The organism is Burkholderia sp. AW49-1 (assembly GCF_053427845.1).
Genome location: NZ_JBSAXF010000022.1, coordinates 59,673 through 78,134, shown reverse-complemented (window position 1 = coordinate 78,134; position 18,462 = coordinate 59,673). Strand labels below are relative to the sequence as shown.

Sequence of the window (18,462 nt, the reverse complement as noted above, 5' to 3'; positions counted from 1 at the left end):
CGCTGCTGCGAGAGGCGCGTATCGGTGCGGTACCCAACCGGGTATCCGCACCGTTTTTTATTGGCGGGCCGGGATCGTATGACCCACGGCCCGATCGACCGATTCGGTCGATATAGCCCGAAGCGGCGCTCAGACCGCCGCTTCGTTCTCTTCGCCGGTGCGGATGCGGATCACGCGTTCGACGTCCGACACGAAGATCTTGCCGTCGCCGATCTTGCCCGTGCGCGCCGCGCCGATCACCGCGTCGATCACCTGGTCGACCTGCGCTTCCGCGACGACGACCTCGATCTTCATCTTCGGCAGGAAGTCGACCACGTATTCGGCGCCGCGATACAGCTCGGTGTGCCCTTTCTGGCGGCCGAAGCCCTTCACTTCCGTCACGGTCAGGCCGGTGAGGCCCACTTCGGCGAGCGCTTCGCGGACTTCGTCCAGCTTGAACGGCTTGATGATGGCGGTGATGCGTTTCATGATGGTTGTCCCTCAATGCTCGTTTGGATGCAAAATCGCGATCCCGATTGTAAGCCGGCCGGCCGCGTACGGCCCGGCACGGCTCAGTCGAGACGTTCGGTAAAGCGTGACGTGATCGGATAGCGCCAGTCGCGCCCGAATGCGCGATGCGTGACGCGAATGCCGATCGGCGCCTGGCGGCGCTTGTATTCGTTGATCTTGATGAGTCGCGTCACGCGCGCGACGTCGGCCTCGGCATAGCCGGCCGCGACGATCTCCGCGAGCGGCCGGTCCTCCTCCATGTACATCCGCATGATCGCGTCGAGCACGTCGTATGGCGGCAGGCTGTCCTGGTCCGTCTGGTTCTCGCGCAGCTCGGCCGACGGCGCGCGCGTCAGGATTCGCTCGGGAATCACGTCGCGCGGTCCGTAGTCCGTCGTTGCGTTGCGGTAGCGGCATAGCCGGTAGACCAGCGTTTTCGCGATGTCCTTGATCACCGCGAAGCCACCGGCCATGTCGCCGTACAGCGTGCAGTAACCGACCGCCATCTCGCTCTTGTTGCCGGTCGTCAGCACGATCGAGCCGAACTTGTTCGACAGCGCCATCAGCAGCGTGCCGCGGATGCGCGCCTGGATGTTCTCTTCCGTCGCGTCCTCCGCGCGGCCCGCGAATTCGCCCGCGAGCGCCGCACGGAACGCGTCGAACATCGGCGCGATCGCGATCTCGTCGTAGCGCACGCCGACGCGTCGCGCCATCTCCGCCGCGTCGGTGGTCGAAATGTCGGCCGTGTAGCGCGACGGCATCATCACCGCGCGCACGCGCTCGGGCCCGAGCGCATCGCAGGCGACCGCGAGCACCAGCGCCGAGTCGACGCCGCCCGACAGGCCGATCAGCACGCCGGGAAAACCGTTCTTGCCGATGTAGTCGCGCACGCCGGTCACGAGCGCGCGATAGACCTGCGCGTCGACCGGCAGCTCGGGCGCAATCGCGCCGGGCAGCGGGCGCGCGCCGTCGAACTCGACGATCGCGTGCCCTTGGTCGAACTGCGGCATCTTCGCGACGAGCGCGCCTTGCGCGTCGAGCACGAACGAGCCGCCGTCGAACACGAGCTCGTCCTGGCCGCCGACGAGGTTCACGTACACCATCGGCAGCCCGGTTTCGCGGATCCGCGCGCGCAGGATGTCGATGCGCAGCGCTTCCTTGTTCATGTGGTACGGGGAACCGTTCGGGATCAGCAGCACCTGCGCGCCGGCGGCCTTCGCGATCTGCGCGGCCGACGCATGCCAGGCGTCCTCGCAGATGATCACGCCGTATCTGACGCCTTCCAGCTCGAACACGAGCGGCTCGGTGTCCGTCGCGAAGTAGCGCTTCTCGTCGAACACGTCCGCGTTCGGCAGATCCTGCTTGCGGTACGTCCCGACGATCTCGCCGCCGACAATCAGCGACACCGCGTTGTAGGTGTCGGTCGGCGGCACGCCGCGCTCGATCGGGCGGTTTGCATTACCATCGACGGCTGGCGCGTGCGGATCGCCGCTCGCGCTCCGCAGCGGATGGCCGACCAGCACCGCGAGCCCGTCGAACGCACGCAGCGCGTCGGCGAGCGTGTCGAGCGCGGCGGCCGCCGCCGTGTAGAACGCGGGCCGCAGCAGCAGGTCTTCCGGCGGGTAGCCGGACAGCGCGAGTTCGGGCGCGATCATCAGGTGCGCACCATCGTTGTGCGCGGCGCGGGCGGCAGCGACGATTCGCGCGACGTTGCCGGCGAAATCGCCGACGGTGACGTTGATCTGGGCGAGAGCGAGTCGGGTCTTCATGACGGGATCGGCGCAGCCCGGCGGCGCGCCCTGAACGGCTGACGAAATCGTCCCGGAAGCGGGCCACGGCGGCACGCATCCGGCGGCATCCAACGGTACGGATTCACGCTTGAAACACGAACGCATCGATTATCGCACGGGCATCCTGTCATCCCCCGCGGAGGTGCCGGCCGACGAATGGAACGCACTGCTCGAGCGCGACGCGCAGCCGACGCCGTTCCTGCGCCACGAATTCCTCGACGCGCTGCACGTCGCGCGCTGCGCGGTCGACGACACCGGCTGGTCGCCGCACTTCGTCACGCTGACCGACGCGCGCACGGGCCGGCTCGCGGCCGCGGCACCCGTCTACGCGAAACAGCATTCGTACGGCGAATACGTATTTGACTGGGCGTGGGCCGATGCGTACCAGCGCAACGACCTGCCCTATTACCCGAAGCTGCTGTGCGCGGTGCCGTTCACGCCCGTGCAGGGCACGCGCCTGCTCGCCACCGATGACGACGCACGCCGCCGGCTCGCCGCCACGCTGCTGGCGTTCGCCGAGCAGAGCGACGTGTCGTCGCTGCACGTGCTGTTCCCGACCGGCGACGAAGCGCGGCTGCTCGAGTCGATGGGGATGATGCTGCGCGAAGGCGTGCAGTTCCACTGGCTCAACGACGGCTATCGCGATTTCGACGACTTCCTCGGCACGCTCGAGCAGAAGAAGCGCAAGAACATCCGCGCGGAACGGCGCAAGGTGCGCGATGCCGGCGTCACGTTCCGGCGGCTTACCGGCGAGCAGATCACCGACGCCGACTGGCGCTTCTTCACGCGCTGCTACCGGCAGACCTACCGCGAGCACTATTCGAGCCCGTACCTGAACCTCGACTTCTTTCGCGCGATCGGCGCGACGATGCCGGAGAACCTGCTGCTCGTGATCGCCGAAGCCGACGGGAAACCGATCGCGAGCTCGCTCGCCGTGTATCGGCGCGGCGCGAACGGCAGCGGCGGCACGCTGTACGGCCGCTACTGGGGCGCGCTCGAACACGTGCCGTGCCTGCATTTCGAAGCGGCGTATTACCAGTTGCTCGAGTTCTGCATCGAGGCCGGGCTCGACACGTTCGAAGGCGGTGCACAGGGCGAGCACAAGCTCGCGCGCGGGTTCCTGCCGACAGTCACGCATTCCGCGCACTGGCTCGCGCATCCGGCGTTCGCCGATGCGGTCGCGCGCTTTCTCGAACGCGAGACCGAGCATATCCACGCGTACGTCGACGAGCTGCGCGAACACGATCCGTTCCGGCGGAGTGCCGGGTAGCATTGGCCGGCCGGTACATCCGCTTCGGCGACGGTCACGGCGATCGGTGGCGTTGACGTCCGCCATTTCTGAGACACTGACGGCTTCGCATCCCGCCGTCTTCCCATGTCCTGGTTTCTGTATCTGATCGAGTGCGCCGACGACAGCGTCTACACGGGTATCACGACCGACGTCGCCGCGCGCTTCGACGAGCACGCGTCCGGCAAGGGCGCGCGCTATACGCGCTCGCGCAAGCCGCGCGCCGTACTCGCATCGTTCCCGCTGCCCGACCGGTCGATCGCATCGCGCGCCGAATATTGGGTGAAACGGCTCACGGCCGCGCAGAAACGCGAGCTGGCTGCCGGGATCCGGACGCTCGAATCGGTGTTGCCGGCCGGGATGTCGATCGACGGAAACGTCGACGCCGCAGGGCCGCAGGACGGCACACGAGGAAGGAAGAAGGTCAAGGCGACGCACGCCGACGTTGCGAACGAGCCGGCCGAAACTGAAGCGGCTCGCAATAAAGCCGCGAAAAGCGAAACTGCCGGAAAAAGGCCCGGGGCCGCGATGCCCCCGACGACCGGACGAGCCGCAACGGCAACAACGTCGGCAAAACCCTCGCCGGTCGCCTTGAAACGTGCCAGGACCGCTGACGACACGGAAGGGACAAAGACCGCCTCGCGCGACACGCAGGCAAAATCGGACAAGCCGGTTACGAACGCATCGCCGAAGCGAAAAGGGTCGGCAACCGGCGGCAAGCCCGCCGCGAACGGACTCGCCGCCCCTGCTGCCGCCCCGGCGCGCGGCCGTCCGTCGGCAAGGAAAGTCACTGCCGAAGCCATCGAGGTCGTCGCGCCCCCCGTTGCCCCCGCGCGCCGCGCAACGGAAGCGAAAACTGCGAAGGCCACGGCAAGTACGGGCACCAAACCCGCGTCGGCCCGCAAGACAACCCTCGCACACGCCACCGCGCGCGCAAAACAAAACCGCGCGGCCTCCTGAGGAGACACGCGCGGTTTGCGTTCCGAACGAACCGGCCGCGAGGCCGGCCTGCCGGCTTACTTCTTGTAGTTCGCAGCGCCGTCGGCGATTTCCTTGTGCGCGGCGTCGATGCCGGCCCAGCCTTCGACCTTCACCCACTTGCCCTTCTCGAGCGCCTTGTATTGCTCGAAGAAGTGCTTGATCTGGTCCTTCAGGTACTCAGGCACGTCGTCGATCGACTTCAGGTTCGCCGTCATCGGGCAGACCTTGTCGTGCGGCACGGCGACGAGCTTCGCGTCGACGCCCGACTCGTCGGTCATCTGCAGCATGCCGAGCACGCGCGAACGCACGATCGAGCCGGCCAGCAGCGGGAACGGCGTGATCACCAGCACGTCGACCGGATCGCCGTCACCCGACAGCGTCTGCGGGATGTAGCCGTAGTTCACCGGGTAGCGCATGCCCGTGCCGATGAAGCGGTCGACGACGAGGAGACCCAGCTCCTTGTCCGCCTCGTACTTCACCGGATCGCTCTGCGCGGGGATCTCGATGATCACGTTGAAATCGTGCGGCAGGTCCTTGCCGGCCGGAACATGATTGAAGCTCATAGCGCTCTCTGTTGGTCGATGGGAATTCGGGACAGGGCGCCGCGGCCGATGCACCGCCGCGGGCGTCCCCGCAGGGAATGCGCCATTATAGCCAATCGACCGGTGGCGTCCGGATGACGATCGGCGCGATAATCGTTCCGGATGCCCGGCCACCGAACCACGGCCGACGCTGGATGGGATCCGCGCAACCGCTGAAGCACCAACAGATTTGCATGGGGCCCGAGTAAGCGCCGAAGTGCTAACCCGGGTCGACAGGAGCGAGCATGGAAGAGGCGAAGCACTTCATCGCGGGCGAATGGGCGTTGCCCGCGCAACTCGAGACGATCCCGGTCGTCGACCCATCCGACGGCCAGCCATTCGCGACGATCGCGCGCGGCACCGCGCCGGACATCGAGCGCGCGGCCGCCGCGGCGCGCGACGCGTTCGCGGGCCCGTGGGGCGCGGCGAGCGCCGCCGAGCGCGGCCGCGTGCTGATGCGGCTGTCCGCGCGCGTCGCCGACCACCTCGAGGAACTCGCCGCGATCGAGGCGCGCGACACCGGCAAGCCGCTGAAGCAGGCACGTGCCGACGCCGCCGCGCTCGCGCGCTACTTCGAGTTCTACGCGGGCGCCGCCGACAAGCTGCACGGCGAGACCCTCCCCTATCAGGCCGGCTACACGGTGCTCACGGTGCGCGAGCCGCACGGCGTCACCGGCCACATCGTGCCGTGGAACTACCCGATGCAGATCTTCGGGCGCAGCGTCGGCGCGGCGCTCGCGGCCGGCAACGCATGCGTCGTGAAGCCGGCCGAGGATGCGTGCCTGTCCGTGCTGCGCGTGGCCGAGCTGGCCGCCGAAGCCGGGCTGCCGTCCGGTGCGCTGAACGTCGTCACCGGCTACGGCCATGAAGCAGGCGCCGCGCTCGCGCGCCATCCCGGCATCGATCACATCTCGTTCACCGGCTCGCCCGCAACCGGCAAGCTGGTCACGCAGATGGCGGCGGAGAATCATGTCCCCGTCACGCTCGAGCTCGGCGGCAAGTCGCCGCAGATCGTATTCGCCGACGCCGATCTCGACGCGGCGCTGCCCGTGCTCGTGTCGGCGATCGTGCAGAACGGCGGGCAGACCAGCTCGGCCGGCAGCCGCGTGCTGATCGAGCGCGCGGTGTACGAGCCGCTCGTCGAACGGCTCGCCACCGCCTTCAACGGGCTGCGGGTCGGCCCGAGCCGCGCGGACCTCGACTGCGGCCCGTTGATCAACGCGAAGCAGCAGCAGCGCGTGTGGGATTTCCTCTCCGACGCACAGCACGACGGCATTCCGATGGCCGCGCACGGCCAGGTCGTCGCCGAGGCGCCCGAAAGCGGCTTCTATCAGGCCCCCGCGCTGCTGCGCGACGTGCCGCCGTCGCATCGCCTCGCGCAGGAAGAAGTGTTCGGCCCGGTGCTTGCCGCAATGCGTTTCGTCGACGAAGACGAAGCGGTTGCGCTCGCGAACGGCACGCCGTACGGCCTCGTCGCGGGCATCTGGACCCGCGACGGCGCACGCCAGCTGCGTCTCGCGCGCCGGCTGCGCGCGGGCCAGGTGTTCATCAACAACTACGGTGCGGGCGGCGGCGTCGAGCTGCCGTTCGGCGGCGTCGGCCACTCGGGGCATGGTCGCGAGAAAGGGTTCGAGGCACTGTACGGCTTCACCACGCTGAAGACGATCGCGATCCGGCACGGCTGAAGCGGACGAGCCCGGCCGGCGACGACCGGCCGCACACCCAAACACCACGCACTCATCCAACACAGGAGACACACCATGCGGCTGAGCGGCAAGACGGCCATCGTCACGGGCGGCGGTTCGGGCTTCGGCGAGGGCATCGCGAAGACCTATGCGCGAGAAGGCGCGAACGTCGTCGTCAACGACCTGAACGGCGCGGCGGCCGAGCGCGTCGCGAGCGAGATCGCGTTGGCAGGCGGCAAGGCGATCGCGGTCGCGGGCGACGTGTCGAAGGACACCGACTGGCGCGCGCTGCTGCAAGCCGCGCTCGACGATTTCCATTCGGTGCAGATCGTCGTGAACAACGCCGGCACCACGCACCGCAACAAGCCGGTGCTCGACGTGACGGAAGCCGAGTTCGACCGCGTGTATGCCGTCAACATGAAGAGCCTGTTCTGGAGCGTGCAGACCTTCGTGCCATATTTCCGCACCCAGGGCGGCGGCGTGTTCGTGAACGTCGCGTCGACGGCCGGCGTGCGGCCGCGCCCGGGCCTCGTCTGGTACAACAGCACGAAGGGCGCGATGATCACCGCGAGCAAGTCGCTCGCGGCCGAGCTCGGCGCCGACCGGATCCGCGTGAACTGCATCAACCCGGTGCTCGGCGAGACGGGCCTGATGACCGAATTCATGGGCTGCGAGGACACGCCGGAGAATCGCCGCCGGTTCCTGGCGACGATTCCGCTCGGCCGCTTTTCGACGCCGCAGGACATTGCGAACGCGGCCCTGTACCTTGCATCCGACGAAGCCGAGTTCATCACCGGCGTCTGCCTCGAAGTCGACGGCGGGCGCTGCATCTAGCCGCACCGCCGTGACTTGCGCGCCCGGCATCGCCGGCGTGCGCCGTATCCAAGCATCATCATTGCTTCGCACGACACCGGATTGGGCGCCGACGCGCCAGGTCCGGACAACGACAAGAACTGGAGACAACATGGCAACATCGACGCAGTCGCTGCCGGGCTCGTCCGGCGCATTCGAGGAAGCAACCTACCGCAAGGTGTCCTGGCGGCTCACGCCGCTCCTGCTGCTGTGCTACGTGGTCGCGTATCTCGACCGCGTGAACGTCGGCTTCGCGAAGCTGCAGATGGCGAGCGACCTGAATCTCAGCGACACGGTCTACGGGCTCGGCGCCGGGATTTTCTTCTTCGGCTACTTCCTGTTCGAAGTGCCGAGCAACATCATCCTGCACAAGGTCGGCGCGCGCGTCTGGATCGCGCGCATCATGGCGACGTGGGGCGTGATCTCGATCCTGACGATGTTCGTCACGACGCCCGCGATGTTCTACGTGATGCGCTTCCTGCTGGGCGTCGCCGAAGCCGGCTTCTTCCCCGGCGTGATCCTGTACCTCACCTACTGGTATCCCGCGCACCGGCGCGGCCGGATGACGACGTTCTTCATGACGGCAGTCGCCTTGTCCGGCGTGATCGGCGGGCCGATCTCCGGCTTCATCCTGAAGGCGTTCAACGGCGTGAGCGGCTGGCACGGCTGGCAATGGCTGTTCCTGCTCGAAGGGATCCCGTCGGTGCTGGCCGGCGTGCTCGTGTTCTTCGCGCTCGACGACCGGATCGCGAAAGCAAAATGGCTCACCGACGACGAAAAAGCGCTGCTCACGCGCAACGTCGACGCGGAAGAAGCAACGAAGGAAGACCTGCCGCTTGGCGCGGTGATGGCGAGCCCGCGCGTGTGGCTGATGGCGCTCATCTACTTCTCGTTCGTGATGGGACTGTACGGCGTCGGCTTCTGGCTGCCGACGATCATCAAGGCGACCGGCGTGACCGACACGTTCATGATCGGCCTGCTGTCGGCGGTTCCGTATGCGGCGGCGGTGATCGCGATGATCCTGATCGCGCGCAGCGCGGACAAGCGCCGCGAACGACGCTGGCACCTCGCGATTCCGGCCGCGTTCGGCGCGCTCGGGCTCGTGCTGTCGGTGATCTGGGCGCACCAGACGGCGCTCGCGATGCTCGGCCTCACGCTCGCGACGATGGGCATCCTGACGACACTGCCGCTGTTCTGGAGCCTGCCGACCGCGTTCCTCGGCGGTGCGGCCGCTGCAGCGGGCATCGCGATGATCAATTCGATCGGCAACCTCGCGGGCTTCCTGAGCCCGTACATGATGGGCTGGCTCAAGCAGGCGACGGGCGCCAACGACGCGGGCATGTACATGCTCGCCGGGTTCCTCGTGCTCGGCGGGCTGCTTGCGCTGTCGGTGCCGAAGCGGCTCGTCGACAGGTGATGCAGCACGTGACGACGTGCCTGCCGCAGTGCAATGCATGAAAAAGCCCCGAAGGCCGATTGGCGTTCGGGGCTTTTTCATGCGCGGCGGGCAAGCGCCGCCGCGTCAGACCACAGTGATCGCGAGCGCGCTTTCGCGGTAGTGTTTCGCCGCCTTGTCGGTTTCGCCGAGATGCTCGAACAGGCGTGCGAGCGCACGGTGCGCACGCACCTTCAGCGCCTCGTTGTCGGCCTGCTTCAGCGCGGCTTCGAGGAACGACTGCGCCTTGCCCCACAGTTGCTGCTGCTGGCAGAGACGGCCGAGCGCGAACAGCAGGTCGGCATCCTCCGGGTGATCCTTCTTCCATCCTTCGGCCTTCTGGATCAGCGGCAACGCATCGCCGCCGGCCGTGTCCGGATAGCGGCGCAGGAGGCGCGCATCCCAGTTGTGCGCGAGCGCGTCCTCGACGATGCGGCGCGCTTCGGTGCGGCGCTCGAGCGTCACCAGCAGGTCGGCCGCGAGATCGGCCAGGCGCGGCGACTGGCGCTCGAGCGGCGACAGCGACTGCCACACCTCGAGCAGCGCGTCCGGGTCGTGCCGGCGTTCGCGCAGCAGGTTCTCCGCCGCCTGTTGGCGCAGCCGCACAGCCGCGGCCGGATGCAGCGCCTCACGCTTCTCCAGCGCCTTCGCGAGCTTCAGCACCTCGGCCCAGTTCTTCAACTGCTGCTGCGCGCGCAGGGCGACCTGCTGCGCATGGATGCGCTTGCCGCCAGCCTGCAGATCGGCCAGCGCGGCGAGCGCACCGTCGGCATCGCGCGCATCCGCGCGCATGTCGGCCGCGGCGAGCAGCCGTGCATCCTGCCATTCCGGCGCGTCGACCTTCGACAGCCAGTCGTCGCGGCGCGTGTACTCGTGCATCCGATGTGCGGCGGTCGCCGCGACGAGACTCGCGGCGCCCTGGTTCGCATCGACCGCGAGCGCGTCGCGCGCGGCCTTCTCGGCGCGCGAGAAGCGGCCAGCGTACAGGTTCGCGATCGCATCGCGCAGCGACGCCTGTGCCTTCTCGTTGCGCGAACGCGCACGATATGCGGCGACCCGCTGCGGCATGCGCCAGATGTTGCGCACGATGCGCAGCAGCGCGTACACGACGATGAACAACACGACGATGGAGATCACGAACAGGTTCAGCGACACGTCGACCCGGTACGGCGGATAGACGAGCAGCACCTGCCCCGCATCGAAATGACCAACGGTGGCGAGTGCCGCGGCGATCGCGAACAGGATCGCGAGCCAGACGATTCCTCGAAGCGTCATCGTTACCCCCGGCTCTTGAACTGCTGAACGGCGTTCAGGCTCGTGTTCAGGTTCGGCACCGCGACCGTCAGCGATGCGCCGTCGACCTGCTTGAGGAGATCTTCAACGGTTTGCGTGTCCCTCGATGCCTGATCGAAATACTTGCCGAGCGACGCCTGCGCCGCATGCAGGTCGGCCTTCATCGCGCCGTCATTGCGCGCGAGCAGCGACAGCCGCGCGGTGAGCAGTCGCAGCTTCACGTTCTCGCGCACGAAGTAGCCCTGGTCCGGCGATGCGAGCATCGCGTCGGCGTTGTCGATCCGGCGCACCTGCACGAGGCCCTTCAGCTGCTGGCCGAGCCCGGCCGAGAAGTCATGCCACCACACCTTCCAGCGCGGCTCGCCGGCCACGGCCGCGGCCGACGACGCGGCGTCGGCCGGCACGGCCTTCGGCGCCGCATGCGGGACGATCGCCTCGCCCGACAGCGGCAGCGCGTCGATCTTCGCGATCGCGTCGTCGAGCTTGATCGCGAGGCCCGTGAGGTCGGCCGACGGTGCGGCCTTCAGCTTCTCGATGTCCTGCGCGAGCGCCTTGCGCACCGTGACGGCCTGCGCGCTCTGCGACGTCGCGAGGCGCGCATCGGCATTCTGCAGCGCGATCAGCGCGAGTTGCGTGTTCCCCGTCAGTTGCAGTTGCTGGCTCGCGCTCGACAGCATCTGGTCGACTTCCTCGAGCATCCAGGCGTCGCGGTTGCGCGACAGGTCCTGGTATTGCTGCTGCAGCGCCTGCTGCGCGCTCTGCGCGTCGGCGAGCTTGCCGTCGAGCTGCGCAAGCTGCGTGTCGACCTGATGCGTGCTCGCGAGCGCCTGCTCGGTCTTCGTGCGGGTTTCGGCCGTCTGCGCATCGAGCGCCTTCTGGCGTGCGACGAACGACTCGTCGAGCCGGTCGACCTTGCGGTTCAGCGCATAGCCGCCCACACCGGCCGCGCAGCCGAGCACGACGACGACGAACCACAGCGCCGCGCTGCCGCCGCGGCGCGCATGCGGTTCGGACGCGAGATAAGGAGGACTGGACGGCGGTGCGGATGCAGCGGCCGGCTGGGAAGCGACGCCTTTGGAATCGTTGGTATCTGTCATGCGTTTAGTCACCGGTGCGGCTGTCGCCGGTTGGACGGCCTCGTCGGCCATCGTTCGAAACGCGCGGACGATGCGCTCATCGCCCGCGCCGGTCAGCGTAATCCTATCAAAACCCAGTGCGCGCGCGGTCTGCTCGATGCGCGGGTGCGGCGTCACGAGCGGCGCATGCTTCAGCGCCTCGATCTCGGCGTCGTTCAGATGCGCGCGCGCGAGTTCGTGCAGGTTGCGCACGCCCTCAGAGCTCGTGACGAGCCACGCGTGCGGCGCGCCGGCGAGCAGCGCATGCACGCGCTCCCACGCGCCGATGCGCGGCTCGGGCACGACTCGCCGGTACGCGGCGGCGAGCGTGACCTCCGCGCCGGCTTCGCGCAGCCGCTCGGCGAGCCATTCGCGGCCGCCGTCGCCGCGCACGATCAGCACGTGCTGGCCGGCGAGCGCGTGCGCGCCGCCGAACGCGGCCTCGATGCTCGCGAACAGGCTTTCCGAATCGTAATGCGGGACGCCGCCATCGGCGGGCGCCTGCGGCGCGATCACGCGATGCGCGGGCGCAGTGATGCCGTGGCGCTCGAGCGCCGCGACGCTGCCGGGGCCGACGACGCCGACCGGCAGCGCATTCGGCCAGATCGCGCCGTACTGCGCGAGCGCGCGGTCGATCGCGTTCGGCGACACGAAGATCACGAGCGCGTAACGCTCAAGCGCCGCGAACGCGGCGTCGAGCGGCGCCGGATCGTCGACCGGCGCGATGTCGATCAGCGGGAATTCGAGCACGTCGCAACCGGCCTCGGCCAGTTGGGCCGCAAGCGCGGCCGACTGACCGTCCGGGCGTGTCAGGACGGCGGTGAACGCGCGCGCGCCGCCCGCCATCAGGCGTCGCCCTTGCCGGCCTGCGAGCCGGCGAGCAGTGCGTTGACGATGTCGCGTGCGCCCTGCGCCTCGAGCTCGTCGGACACCGCGCGACCGAGCGCGAGCGCATCGGCGACGGTCATGACGGCACCGCACTCCTCCGCGGTCAGCACGCGCTGTCCGTCGGTCGTCGACACGCGGCCCGTCAGGTACAGCTCGCCCGCGCGCCACACCGCGTGGGCGGCGAGCGGCACCTCGCAGCTGCCGCCGAGCGCGCGCGACACCATTCGCTCGGCCTCGACCGCGAGCGCGGTCCGCGGGTCGTGCAGCGGTGCGAGCCATCCGGCGACGTCCGTGCGATGCGCGGCGATTTCGATGCCGAGCGCGCCCTGGCCGGCGGCCGGCGGGCTGTCCTCGACGCCGATCAGCGCGCGGATTCGCGCTTCGAGGCCAAGGCGCTTCAGGCCCGCGGCCGCGAGAATGATCGCCGCATAGTCGCCGCGATCGAGCTTCGACAGGCGCGTGTCGAGGTTGCCGCGCAGCGGCAGTACGTTCAGGTGCGGATAACGCGCGCGCAGCATCGCCTCGCGGCGCAGGCTCGACGTGCCGACGACCGCGCCGGCCGGCAGCGCGTCGAGCGACGCGTAGTCGTTCGACACGAACGCGTCGCGCGGATCCTCGCGCTCCATGATCGCGGCGAGCGCGAAGCCGTCGGGAAGCGCCATCGGCACGTCCTTCAGCGAATGCACGGCCAGGTCGGCACGGCCGTCGGCGAGCGCACTCTCCAGTTCCTTCACGAACAGGCCCTTGCCGCCGACCTTCGACAGCGTGCGGTCGAGAATCTGATCGCCACGGGTCGTCATCCCGAGGATTTTCACGTCACAAGCTGGATATAATTTGCGCAGCGCATCACGCACATGTTCGGCTTGCCACATCGCCAGGCGACTCTCGCGCGAAGCAATCGTCAGCGTCGCGGGGGCTTGTGCCGACCGCGGCCCGGCCGAAGAGATCTCGGAATTCATTGCAGGAACAATCGAAGGACGGGATTGAAGATCGAACAATGGTAGCACGCACGCCCCGGCCCGCCCGGGCCCGGCGGCTGCGCCCGCCGCGCTTCGGCGCCGGCGGCCACACCGATGCGCGGATGTGCCGCACGTAGCTGGTTGCTTGACCGCAGTTCCCGTAGTTTCCGCAGTCCCCGCAGTCCCTTTTGACTCGAGCTTTCCCAAGGAAACCCATCGTGAAGTCTTCCGGATCGGCGCGTACGACGCGCCGCAATGCTGCCTTGCCCTCCTCCGACGCCCAGACGGGCTCCATCGCCACCGCCGCGAACGGCCGTGCGAAAACGGCAACGAAACCGAAAGACCCGATACGTCAGACAAAACGCGCGATCAAGACCGCCGGCCCGGCTAACGGCAAGGCCGGCGCGACGAAGCCCGGCGCCCGCACGCGCGAGGACAAGGACGGCCCGCTGTTCGAGGACATTCGCTACCTCGGCCGCCTGCTCGGCGACGTGGTGCGCGAACAGGAAGGCGACACCGTGTTCGACGTCGTCGAGACCATTCGCCAGACGGCGGTGAAGTTTCGCCGCGAGGACGACAGCGAGGCCGCGCAAACGCTGGAGAAGAAGCTGCGCAAGCTGACGCCGGAGCAGACGGTGAGTGTCGTGCGCGCGTTCAGCTACTTCTCGCATCTGGCGAACATCGCGGAAGACCGCCATCACAACCGCCGCCGCCGCATCCACGCGCTGGCCGGCTCCGCGGCACAGCCCGGCACCGTCGCGTACGCGCTCGAGCAGCTGAAGACGACCGGCAACGCGTCGAAGCGCCTGCTGCAGCGCTTCTTCGACGATGCACTGATCGTCCCGGTGCTGACCGCGCACCCGACCGAAGTGCAGCGCAAGAGCATCCTCGACGCGCAGCACGACATCGCGCGCCTGCTCGCCGAGCGCGACCAGCCGCTGACCGCCCGCGAACGCTCGTACAACGAATCGATGCTGCGCGCGCGCGTGACCGCGCTGTGGCAGACCCGCATGCTGCGCGACGCGCGCCTGACGGTCGGCGACGAGATCGAGAACGCGCTGTCGTACTATCGCGCGACGTTCCTTGACGAGCTGCCCGCGCTGTACGGCGACATCGAGGCCGCGCTCGCCGAGCACGGCCTGTCCGCGCGCGTGCCCGCCTTCTTCCAGATGGGCAGCTGGATCGGCGGCGACCGCGACGGCAATCCGAACGTGACCGCCCCGACGCTCGAGGAAGCGATCAACCGTCAGGCCGCGGTGATTCTCGAACACTATCTGGAACAGGTGCACAAGCTCGGGGCCGAGCTGTCGGTGTCGAACCTGCTGGTCGGCGCGAACGACGCGGTGAAAGCGCTCGCGGCCGCGTCGCCGGACCAGTCACCGCACCGTGTCGACGAACCGTATCGCCGTGCGCTGATCGGCATCTACACGCGGCTCGCCGCAAGCGCGCGCGTACGACTCGGCGAAGGCACGGTGCCCGTGCGCAGCGCCGGCCGCGGCGCGCCGCCGGTGCGTGCGGTGCCGTATGCCGATTCCGAAGCCTTCGTCGCCGACCTGAAGGTGCTGACCGCCTCGCTCGACGAACATCACGGCACGTCGCTCGCCGCGCCGCGCCTCGCACCGCTCGTGCGCGCGGCCGAGGTGTTCGGCTTCCATCTCGCGAGCATCGACTTGCGCCAGAGCTCCGACATCCACGAAGCCGTGGTCGCCGAGCTGTTCGCGCGTGCCGGCGTGCACGCAGACTACGCGTCGCTCTCCGAGGACGACAAGCTGATCGCGCTGCTTGCCGCGCTTGCCGATCCGCGCCCGCTGCGCTCGCCGTACATCGAATACTCGGCGCTCGCGCAGAGCGAGCTGGGCGTGTTCGAGAAGGCACGCGAGGTGCGTGCGCAGTTCGGTCCGCGCGCGGTACGCAACTACATCATTTCGCACACCGAGACGGTCAGCGACCTCGTCGAAGTCCTGCTGCTGCAGAAGGAAACCGGGCTGCTCGAAGGCGCGTTCGGCGCCGCTCACGACAGCGCGCGCAACGGCCTGATGGTGATTCCGCTGTTCGAGACGATTCCCGACCTGCGCGACGCCGCGCGCATCATGCGCGAATACTTCGCACTGCCGGGCATCGACGCGCTGATCGCGCACCAGGGCGCCGAGCAGGAAGTGATGCTCGGCTACTCGGACAGCAACAAGGACGGCGGCTTCCTGACGTCGAACTGGGAGCTGTACCGCGCGGAGCTTGCGCTCGTCGACCTGTTCCGCGAACGCAAGATCACGCTGCGGCTGTTCCATGGCCGCGGCGGCACGGTCGGTCGCGGAGGCGGCCCGACCTACCAGGCGATCCTGTCGCAGCCGCCGGGCACCGTGAACGGCCAGATCCGCCTGACCGAACAGGGCGAGGTGATCGCGAGCAAGTTCGCGAACCCCGAGATCGGCCGGCGCAATCTCGAGACGGTGGTCGCCGCGACGCTCGAGGCGTCGCTGCTGCCGCAATCGAACGCGCCCGCCCAGCTGCCCGCGTTCGAAGCCGTGATGCAGACGCTGTCCGACGCCGCGATGGCGTCGTATCGCGCGCTGGTCTATGAAACGCCCGGTTTCACCGACTACTTCTTCTCGTCGACGCCGATCACCGAAATCGCCGAGCTGAACATCGGCAGCCGCCCGGCCTCGCGCAAGCTGCAGGATCCGAAGCACCGCAGGATCGAAGACTTGCGCGCGATTCCGTGGGGCTTCTCGTGGGGCCAGTGCCGGCTGCTGCTGACGGGCTGGTACGGCTTCGGCAGCGCGGTGAGTGCGTATCTCGACGGTGCGCAGGACGCGGCCGAACGCACGAAGCGCGTCGCGCTGCTGAAGAAGATGAACAAGACGTGGCCGTTCTTCGCGAACCTGCTGTCGAACATGGACATGGTGCTCGCGAAGACCGATCTCGCGGTCGCGTCGCGCTATGCGCAGTTGGTCGCCGACCGCAAGCTGCGCAAGCACGTGTTCGAGCGGATCGTCGCGGAATGGGAGCGCACGTCGCAGGCGCTCGCGGAAATCACCGGGCACGCTGGCCGCCTCGCGACCAACCCGCTGCTCGCGCGCTCGATCAAGAACCGCTTCCCGTATCTCGATCCGCTGAATCACCTGCAGGTCGAGCTGATCAAGCGTCACCGCGCGGGCGACACGAACGCGCGGCTGCGCCGCGGGATTCACCTGACCATCAACGGGATCGCGGCCGGCCTGCGCAATACGGGCTGATCCGTGCGCGGCGCGGGCCTGCCCCGCGCCGCGCCGGCATCGCGAAGCGAAAGCCGCAAAACGAAAGCCGCGATACGCCAACGTGCGTATCGCGGCTTTTTTTCATGGAGCGGCACGGCGGCGCCGGCCGCCGTATCGCCTCAGACGCTCATTGCGCGTCGATCAGCAGCGCGTCGTGCTCGAACGAGCCGTCCGTCCGCACCGCGTAGTAGCCGCGCACCTCGTCGGGCGCATGCGCCCACAGCGCGCGGATGCCCGCGACGCTGTCGGCCGGCGTGCGGATCCGCTCGACCCATGTATCGAAATCGATCGGGAGGCGCCAGCGGCTCTGCACGTGCGCATCGAACCCGGCGTCGCGGAACATCGCGAGCCATTCGTCGGCACGGTAGTCGCGCACGTGCGACGCGTCGCGCAGCACTTCGGCGGCCTGCAGATAGGTGTCGAGCAGCGGATGGTCGTTGCCGGCGATGTCGATCATCAGCACGCGGCCGCCCGGCTTCAGCACGCGACGCACCTCGGCGAGCGCCGCGCGCACGTCGTGCCAGTGGTGCGCGCTCATCCGGCTGACCACCCAGTCGAACGTGCCGGCTTCGAACGGCAGCCGTTCGGCCGGCCCCTGCTGCGTGCGGATGTTCGCGAGCCCGCGCTCGCGCGCGGCGGCGTCGACGGTCGCGAGCATCGGCGCCGCGAGATCGTATGCGACCACCTCGCGCACGTGCGGCGCGACCGCGAAGCTCGCGTGGCCCGCACCGCAACCGAGATCGAGCGCCGCGGCGTCGGGCGTCGCGCGCACGGCGTCGGCCAGCGCCTGCAGATCGGCGCCCGTCGCGTGGACCGTGCTCGTCAGGTAGGCGGCGGCCGTCGTGCCGAATGCGTCGGCGACCTGGTCGTGGTGTTTCATCGTTCGCTCCTTCTTTGGGTGGGGCGCTTGCTGCCTGTCAGCGCGCGAATCGCTACAATAGGGCCGCGCTTGTACCAGTACAAGTTAAGCAGTTATTCTGGTATTCGTTGCACCTGCCTGATCCTTGTCGCGCCTTCGGCGCCCCTTTTCAGCCGTGTCCGCATGAACCTGCCGTCCTCCCCCCCCACCCCGCCCCTCGACGCGACGCCCGCCCGCGCACTCGGCGAATTCATCCGCGCGCACCGCGAACGGCTGTCGCCGCAGGCCGTCGGCCTGCCGCCCGGCCCGCGCCGCCGCACGCCAGGGCTACGGCGCGAGGAAGTCGCGCAGCTGTGTGGCGTCAGCCCGACCTGGTACACGTGGATCGAACAGGGCCGCCCGGTGTCGGCGTCGGCAGATGCGCTCGCGCGGATCGCCGTCGCACTGCAGTTGTCGAAGGCCGAACGCGCGTACTTGTTCGAACTGGCCGCGCAGCGCGATCCGGCCGAGCCCGACGTCGCGGCCGGCGACCTGCCGCCGACGCTCGCGGCAACCGTCGCCGCGATCGCCACGCCCGCCTACGTGCTCGACCGGCAATGGAACGCGCTCGCATGGAATGCACCGGCCGCCGCGCTGTTCACGGGCTGGCTCGACGGCGAACACGACCGCAACCTGCTGCGCTTCACGTTCATGGCGCCGGCCGCGCGCACGCTGATCGTCGACTGGGAAACCCGCGCGCGCCGGCTCGCGGCCGAATTCCGCGCCGACTCGATCCGCCACCTCGCCGATGCGCCGACCCGCGCGCTGATCGACGCATTGATGGCCGGCAGCGATGCCTTCGCGCAGTATTGGGCGTCGCAGGACGTGTTCGAGCGCGAAGGCGGCCTGCGCGAATTCGACCATCCGGCCGACGGCCGCCTCGTGTACCAGCAGATCACGCTGAAGCCCGCGCATCGCGAGGACCTGAAGCTGGTCGTGCTCGTGCGCGATTGA

Annotated in this window: 14 protein-coding genes; 7 read left to right on the top strand and 7 right to left on the bottom strand. The window is 68.6% G+C overall.

All coding sequences use genetic code 11. From position 1 onward, the window contains the following. Positions 1 to 129: 129 nt before the first annotated feature. Together ACV22W_RS26020 and ACV22W_RS26015 are read right to left on the bottom strand one after the other, a co-directional pair. Positions 130 to 468 carry a P-II family nitrogen regulator gene (locus ACV22W_RS26020; protein ID WP_006398637.1) on the bottom strand — a complete coding sequence of 113 codons (339 nt, stop codon included), beginning with the start codon at positions 466 to 468 and terminating at the stop codon, positions 130 to 132. 83 nt (positions 469 to 551) lie between these two features. Next, entirely contained in the window at positions 552 to 2,258 is a 1,707-nt protein-coding gene (locus ACV22W_RS26015) for an NAD+ synthase (RefSeq protein ID WP_448022442.1), read from the bottom strand. A 109-nt stretch (positions 2,259 to 2,367) separates the two neighbouring features. Here ACV22W_RS26015 and ACV22W_RS26010 point away from each other — a divergent pair, with 109 nt between their 5' ends. Both ACV22W_RS26010 and ACV22W_RS26005 read left to right on the top strand, forming a co-directional pair. Beyond that, positions 2,368 to 3,549, top strand: a complete 1,182-nt coding sequence (locus ACV22W_RS26010; protein ID WP_448022441.1) for a GNAT family N-acetyltransferase — start codon at positions 2,368 to 2,370, stop codon at positions 3,547 to 3,549. A 105-nt stretch (positions 3,550 to 3,654) separates the two neighbouring features. Further along, a complete protein-coding gene (locus ACV22W_RS26005; protein WP_448022440.1) occupies positions 3,655 to 4,527 on the top strand; it encodes a GIY-YIG nuclease family protein in 873 nt (290 codons plus the stop codon). Positions 4,528 to 4,583: 56 nt separating this feature from the next. Here the strand turns inward: ACV22W_RS26005 and ppa are convergent, their stop codons facing one another. After that, a complete protein-coding gene (gene ppa / locus ACV22W_RS26000; protein ID WP_011885693.1) occupies positions 4,584 to 5,111 on the bottom strand; it encodes an inorganic diphosphatase in 528 nt (175 codons plus the stop codon). A 263-nt stretch (positions 5,112 to 5,374) separates the two neighbouring features. On the opposite strand from ppa, the gene ACV22W_RS25995 reads away from it, so the two are divergent. The 3 genes from ACV22W_RS25995 to ACV22W_RS25985 all read left to right on the top strand — a co-directional run bounded on the left by ACV22W_RS25995 (position 5,375) and on the right by ACV22W_RS25985 (position 9,083). Beyond that, on the top strand, positions 5,375 to 6,814 hold the full coding sequence (locus tag ACV22W_RS25995; protein ID WP_448022439.1) for an aldehyde dehydrogenase family protein: 1,440 nt from the start codon (positions 5,375 to 5,377) through the stop codon (positions 6,812 to 6,814). A gap of 75 nt (positions 6,815 to 6,889) precedes the next feature. Continuing rightward, entirely contained in the window at positions 6,890 to 7,648 is a 759-nt protein-coding gene (locus tag ACV22W_RS25990; RefSeq protein WP_059527501.1) for an SDR family oxidoreductase, read from the top strand. Positions 7,649 to 7,778: 130 nt separating this feature from the next. Then, entirely contained in the window at positions 7,779 to 9,083 is a 1,305-nt protein-coding gene (locus ACV22W_RS25985) for an MFS transporter (protein ID WP_448022438.1), read from the top strand. Between the two features lie 105 nt (positions 9,084 to 9,188). Here ACV22W_RS25985 and ACV22W_RS25980 read toward each other — a convergent pair whose 3' ends face one another. Genes ACV22W_RS25980 through hemC form a run of 3 tightly spaced genes read right to left on the bottom strand, consistent with a single transcriptional unit; the run spans position 9,189 to position 13,356 of the window. After that, positions 9,189 to 10,376 (bottom strand): heme biosynthesis HemY N-terminal domain-containing protein, encoded by a 1,188-nt coding sequence (locus ACV22W_RS25980; protein ID WP_448022437.1) that lies wholly within the window; start codon positions 10,374 to 10,376, stop codon positions 9,189 to 9,191. Positions 10,377 to 10,378: 2 nt separating this feature from the next. Next, entirely contained in the window at positions 10,379 to 12,355 is a 1,977-nt protein-coding gene (hemDX, locus tag ACV22W_RS25975; protein WP_448022436.1) for a fused uroporphyrinogen-III synthase HemD/membrane protein HemX, read from the bottom strand. Beyond that, positions 12,355 to 13,356, bottom strand: coding sequence for a hydroxymethylbilane synthase (gene hemC / locus ACV22W_RS25970; protein ID WP_448022435.1), 1,002 nt, complete (start codon positions 13,354 to 13,356; stop codon positions 12,355 to 12,357). Before hemC ends, hemDX begins: the two co-directional genes overlap by 1 nt. 218 nt (positions 13,357 to 13,574) lie before the next feature. Between hemC and ppc the strand changes: the two genes are divergently transcribed. Continuing rightward, positions 13,575 to 16,589 carry a phosphoenolpyruvate carboxylase gene (gene ppc, locus ACV22W_RS25965; RefSeq protein ID WP_448022434.1) on the top strand — a complete coding sequence of 1,005 codons (3,015 nt, stop codon included), beginning with the start codon at positions 13,575 to 13,577 and terminating at the stop codon, positions 16,587 to 16,589. 148 nt (positions 16,590 to 16,737) lie between these two features. On the opposite strand, the gene ACV22W_RS25960 is transcribed toward ppc, so the two are convergent. After that, complete coding sequence (locus tag ACV22W_RS25960) at positions 16,738 to 17,490, bottom strand: class I SAM-dependent methyltransferase (protein ID WP_448022433.1); 753 nt, start codon at positions 17,488 to 17,490, stop codon at positions 16,738 to 16,740. A 162-nt stretch (positions 17,491 to 17,652) separates the two neighbouring features. Here ACV22W_RS25960 and ACV22W_RS25955 point away from each other — a divergent pair, with 162 nt between their 5' ends. Further along, complete coding sequence (locus ACV22W_RS25955; protein ID WP_448022432.1) at positions 17,653 to 18,462, top strand: helix-turn-helix transcriptional regulator; 810 nt, start codon at positions 17,653 to 17,655, stop codon at positions 18,460 to 18,462.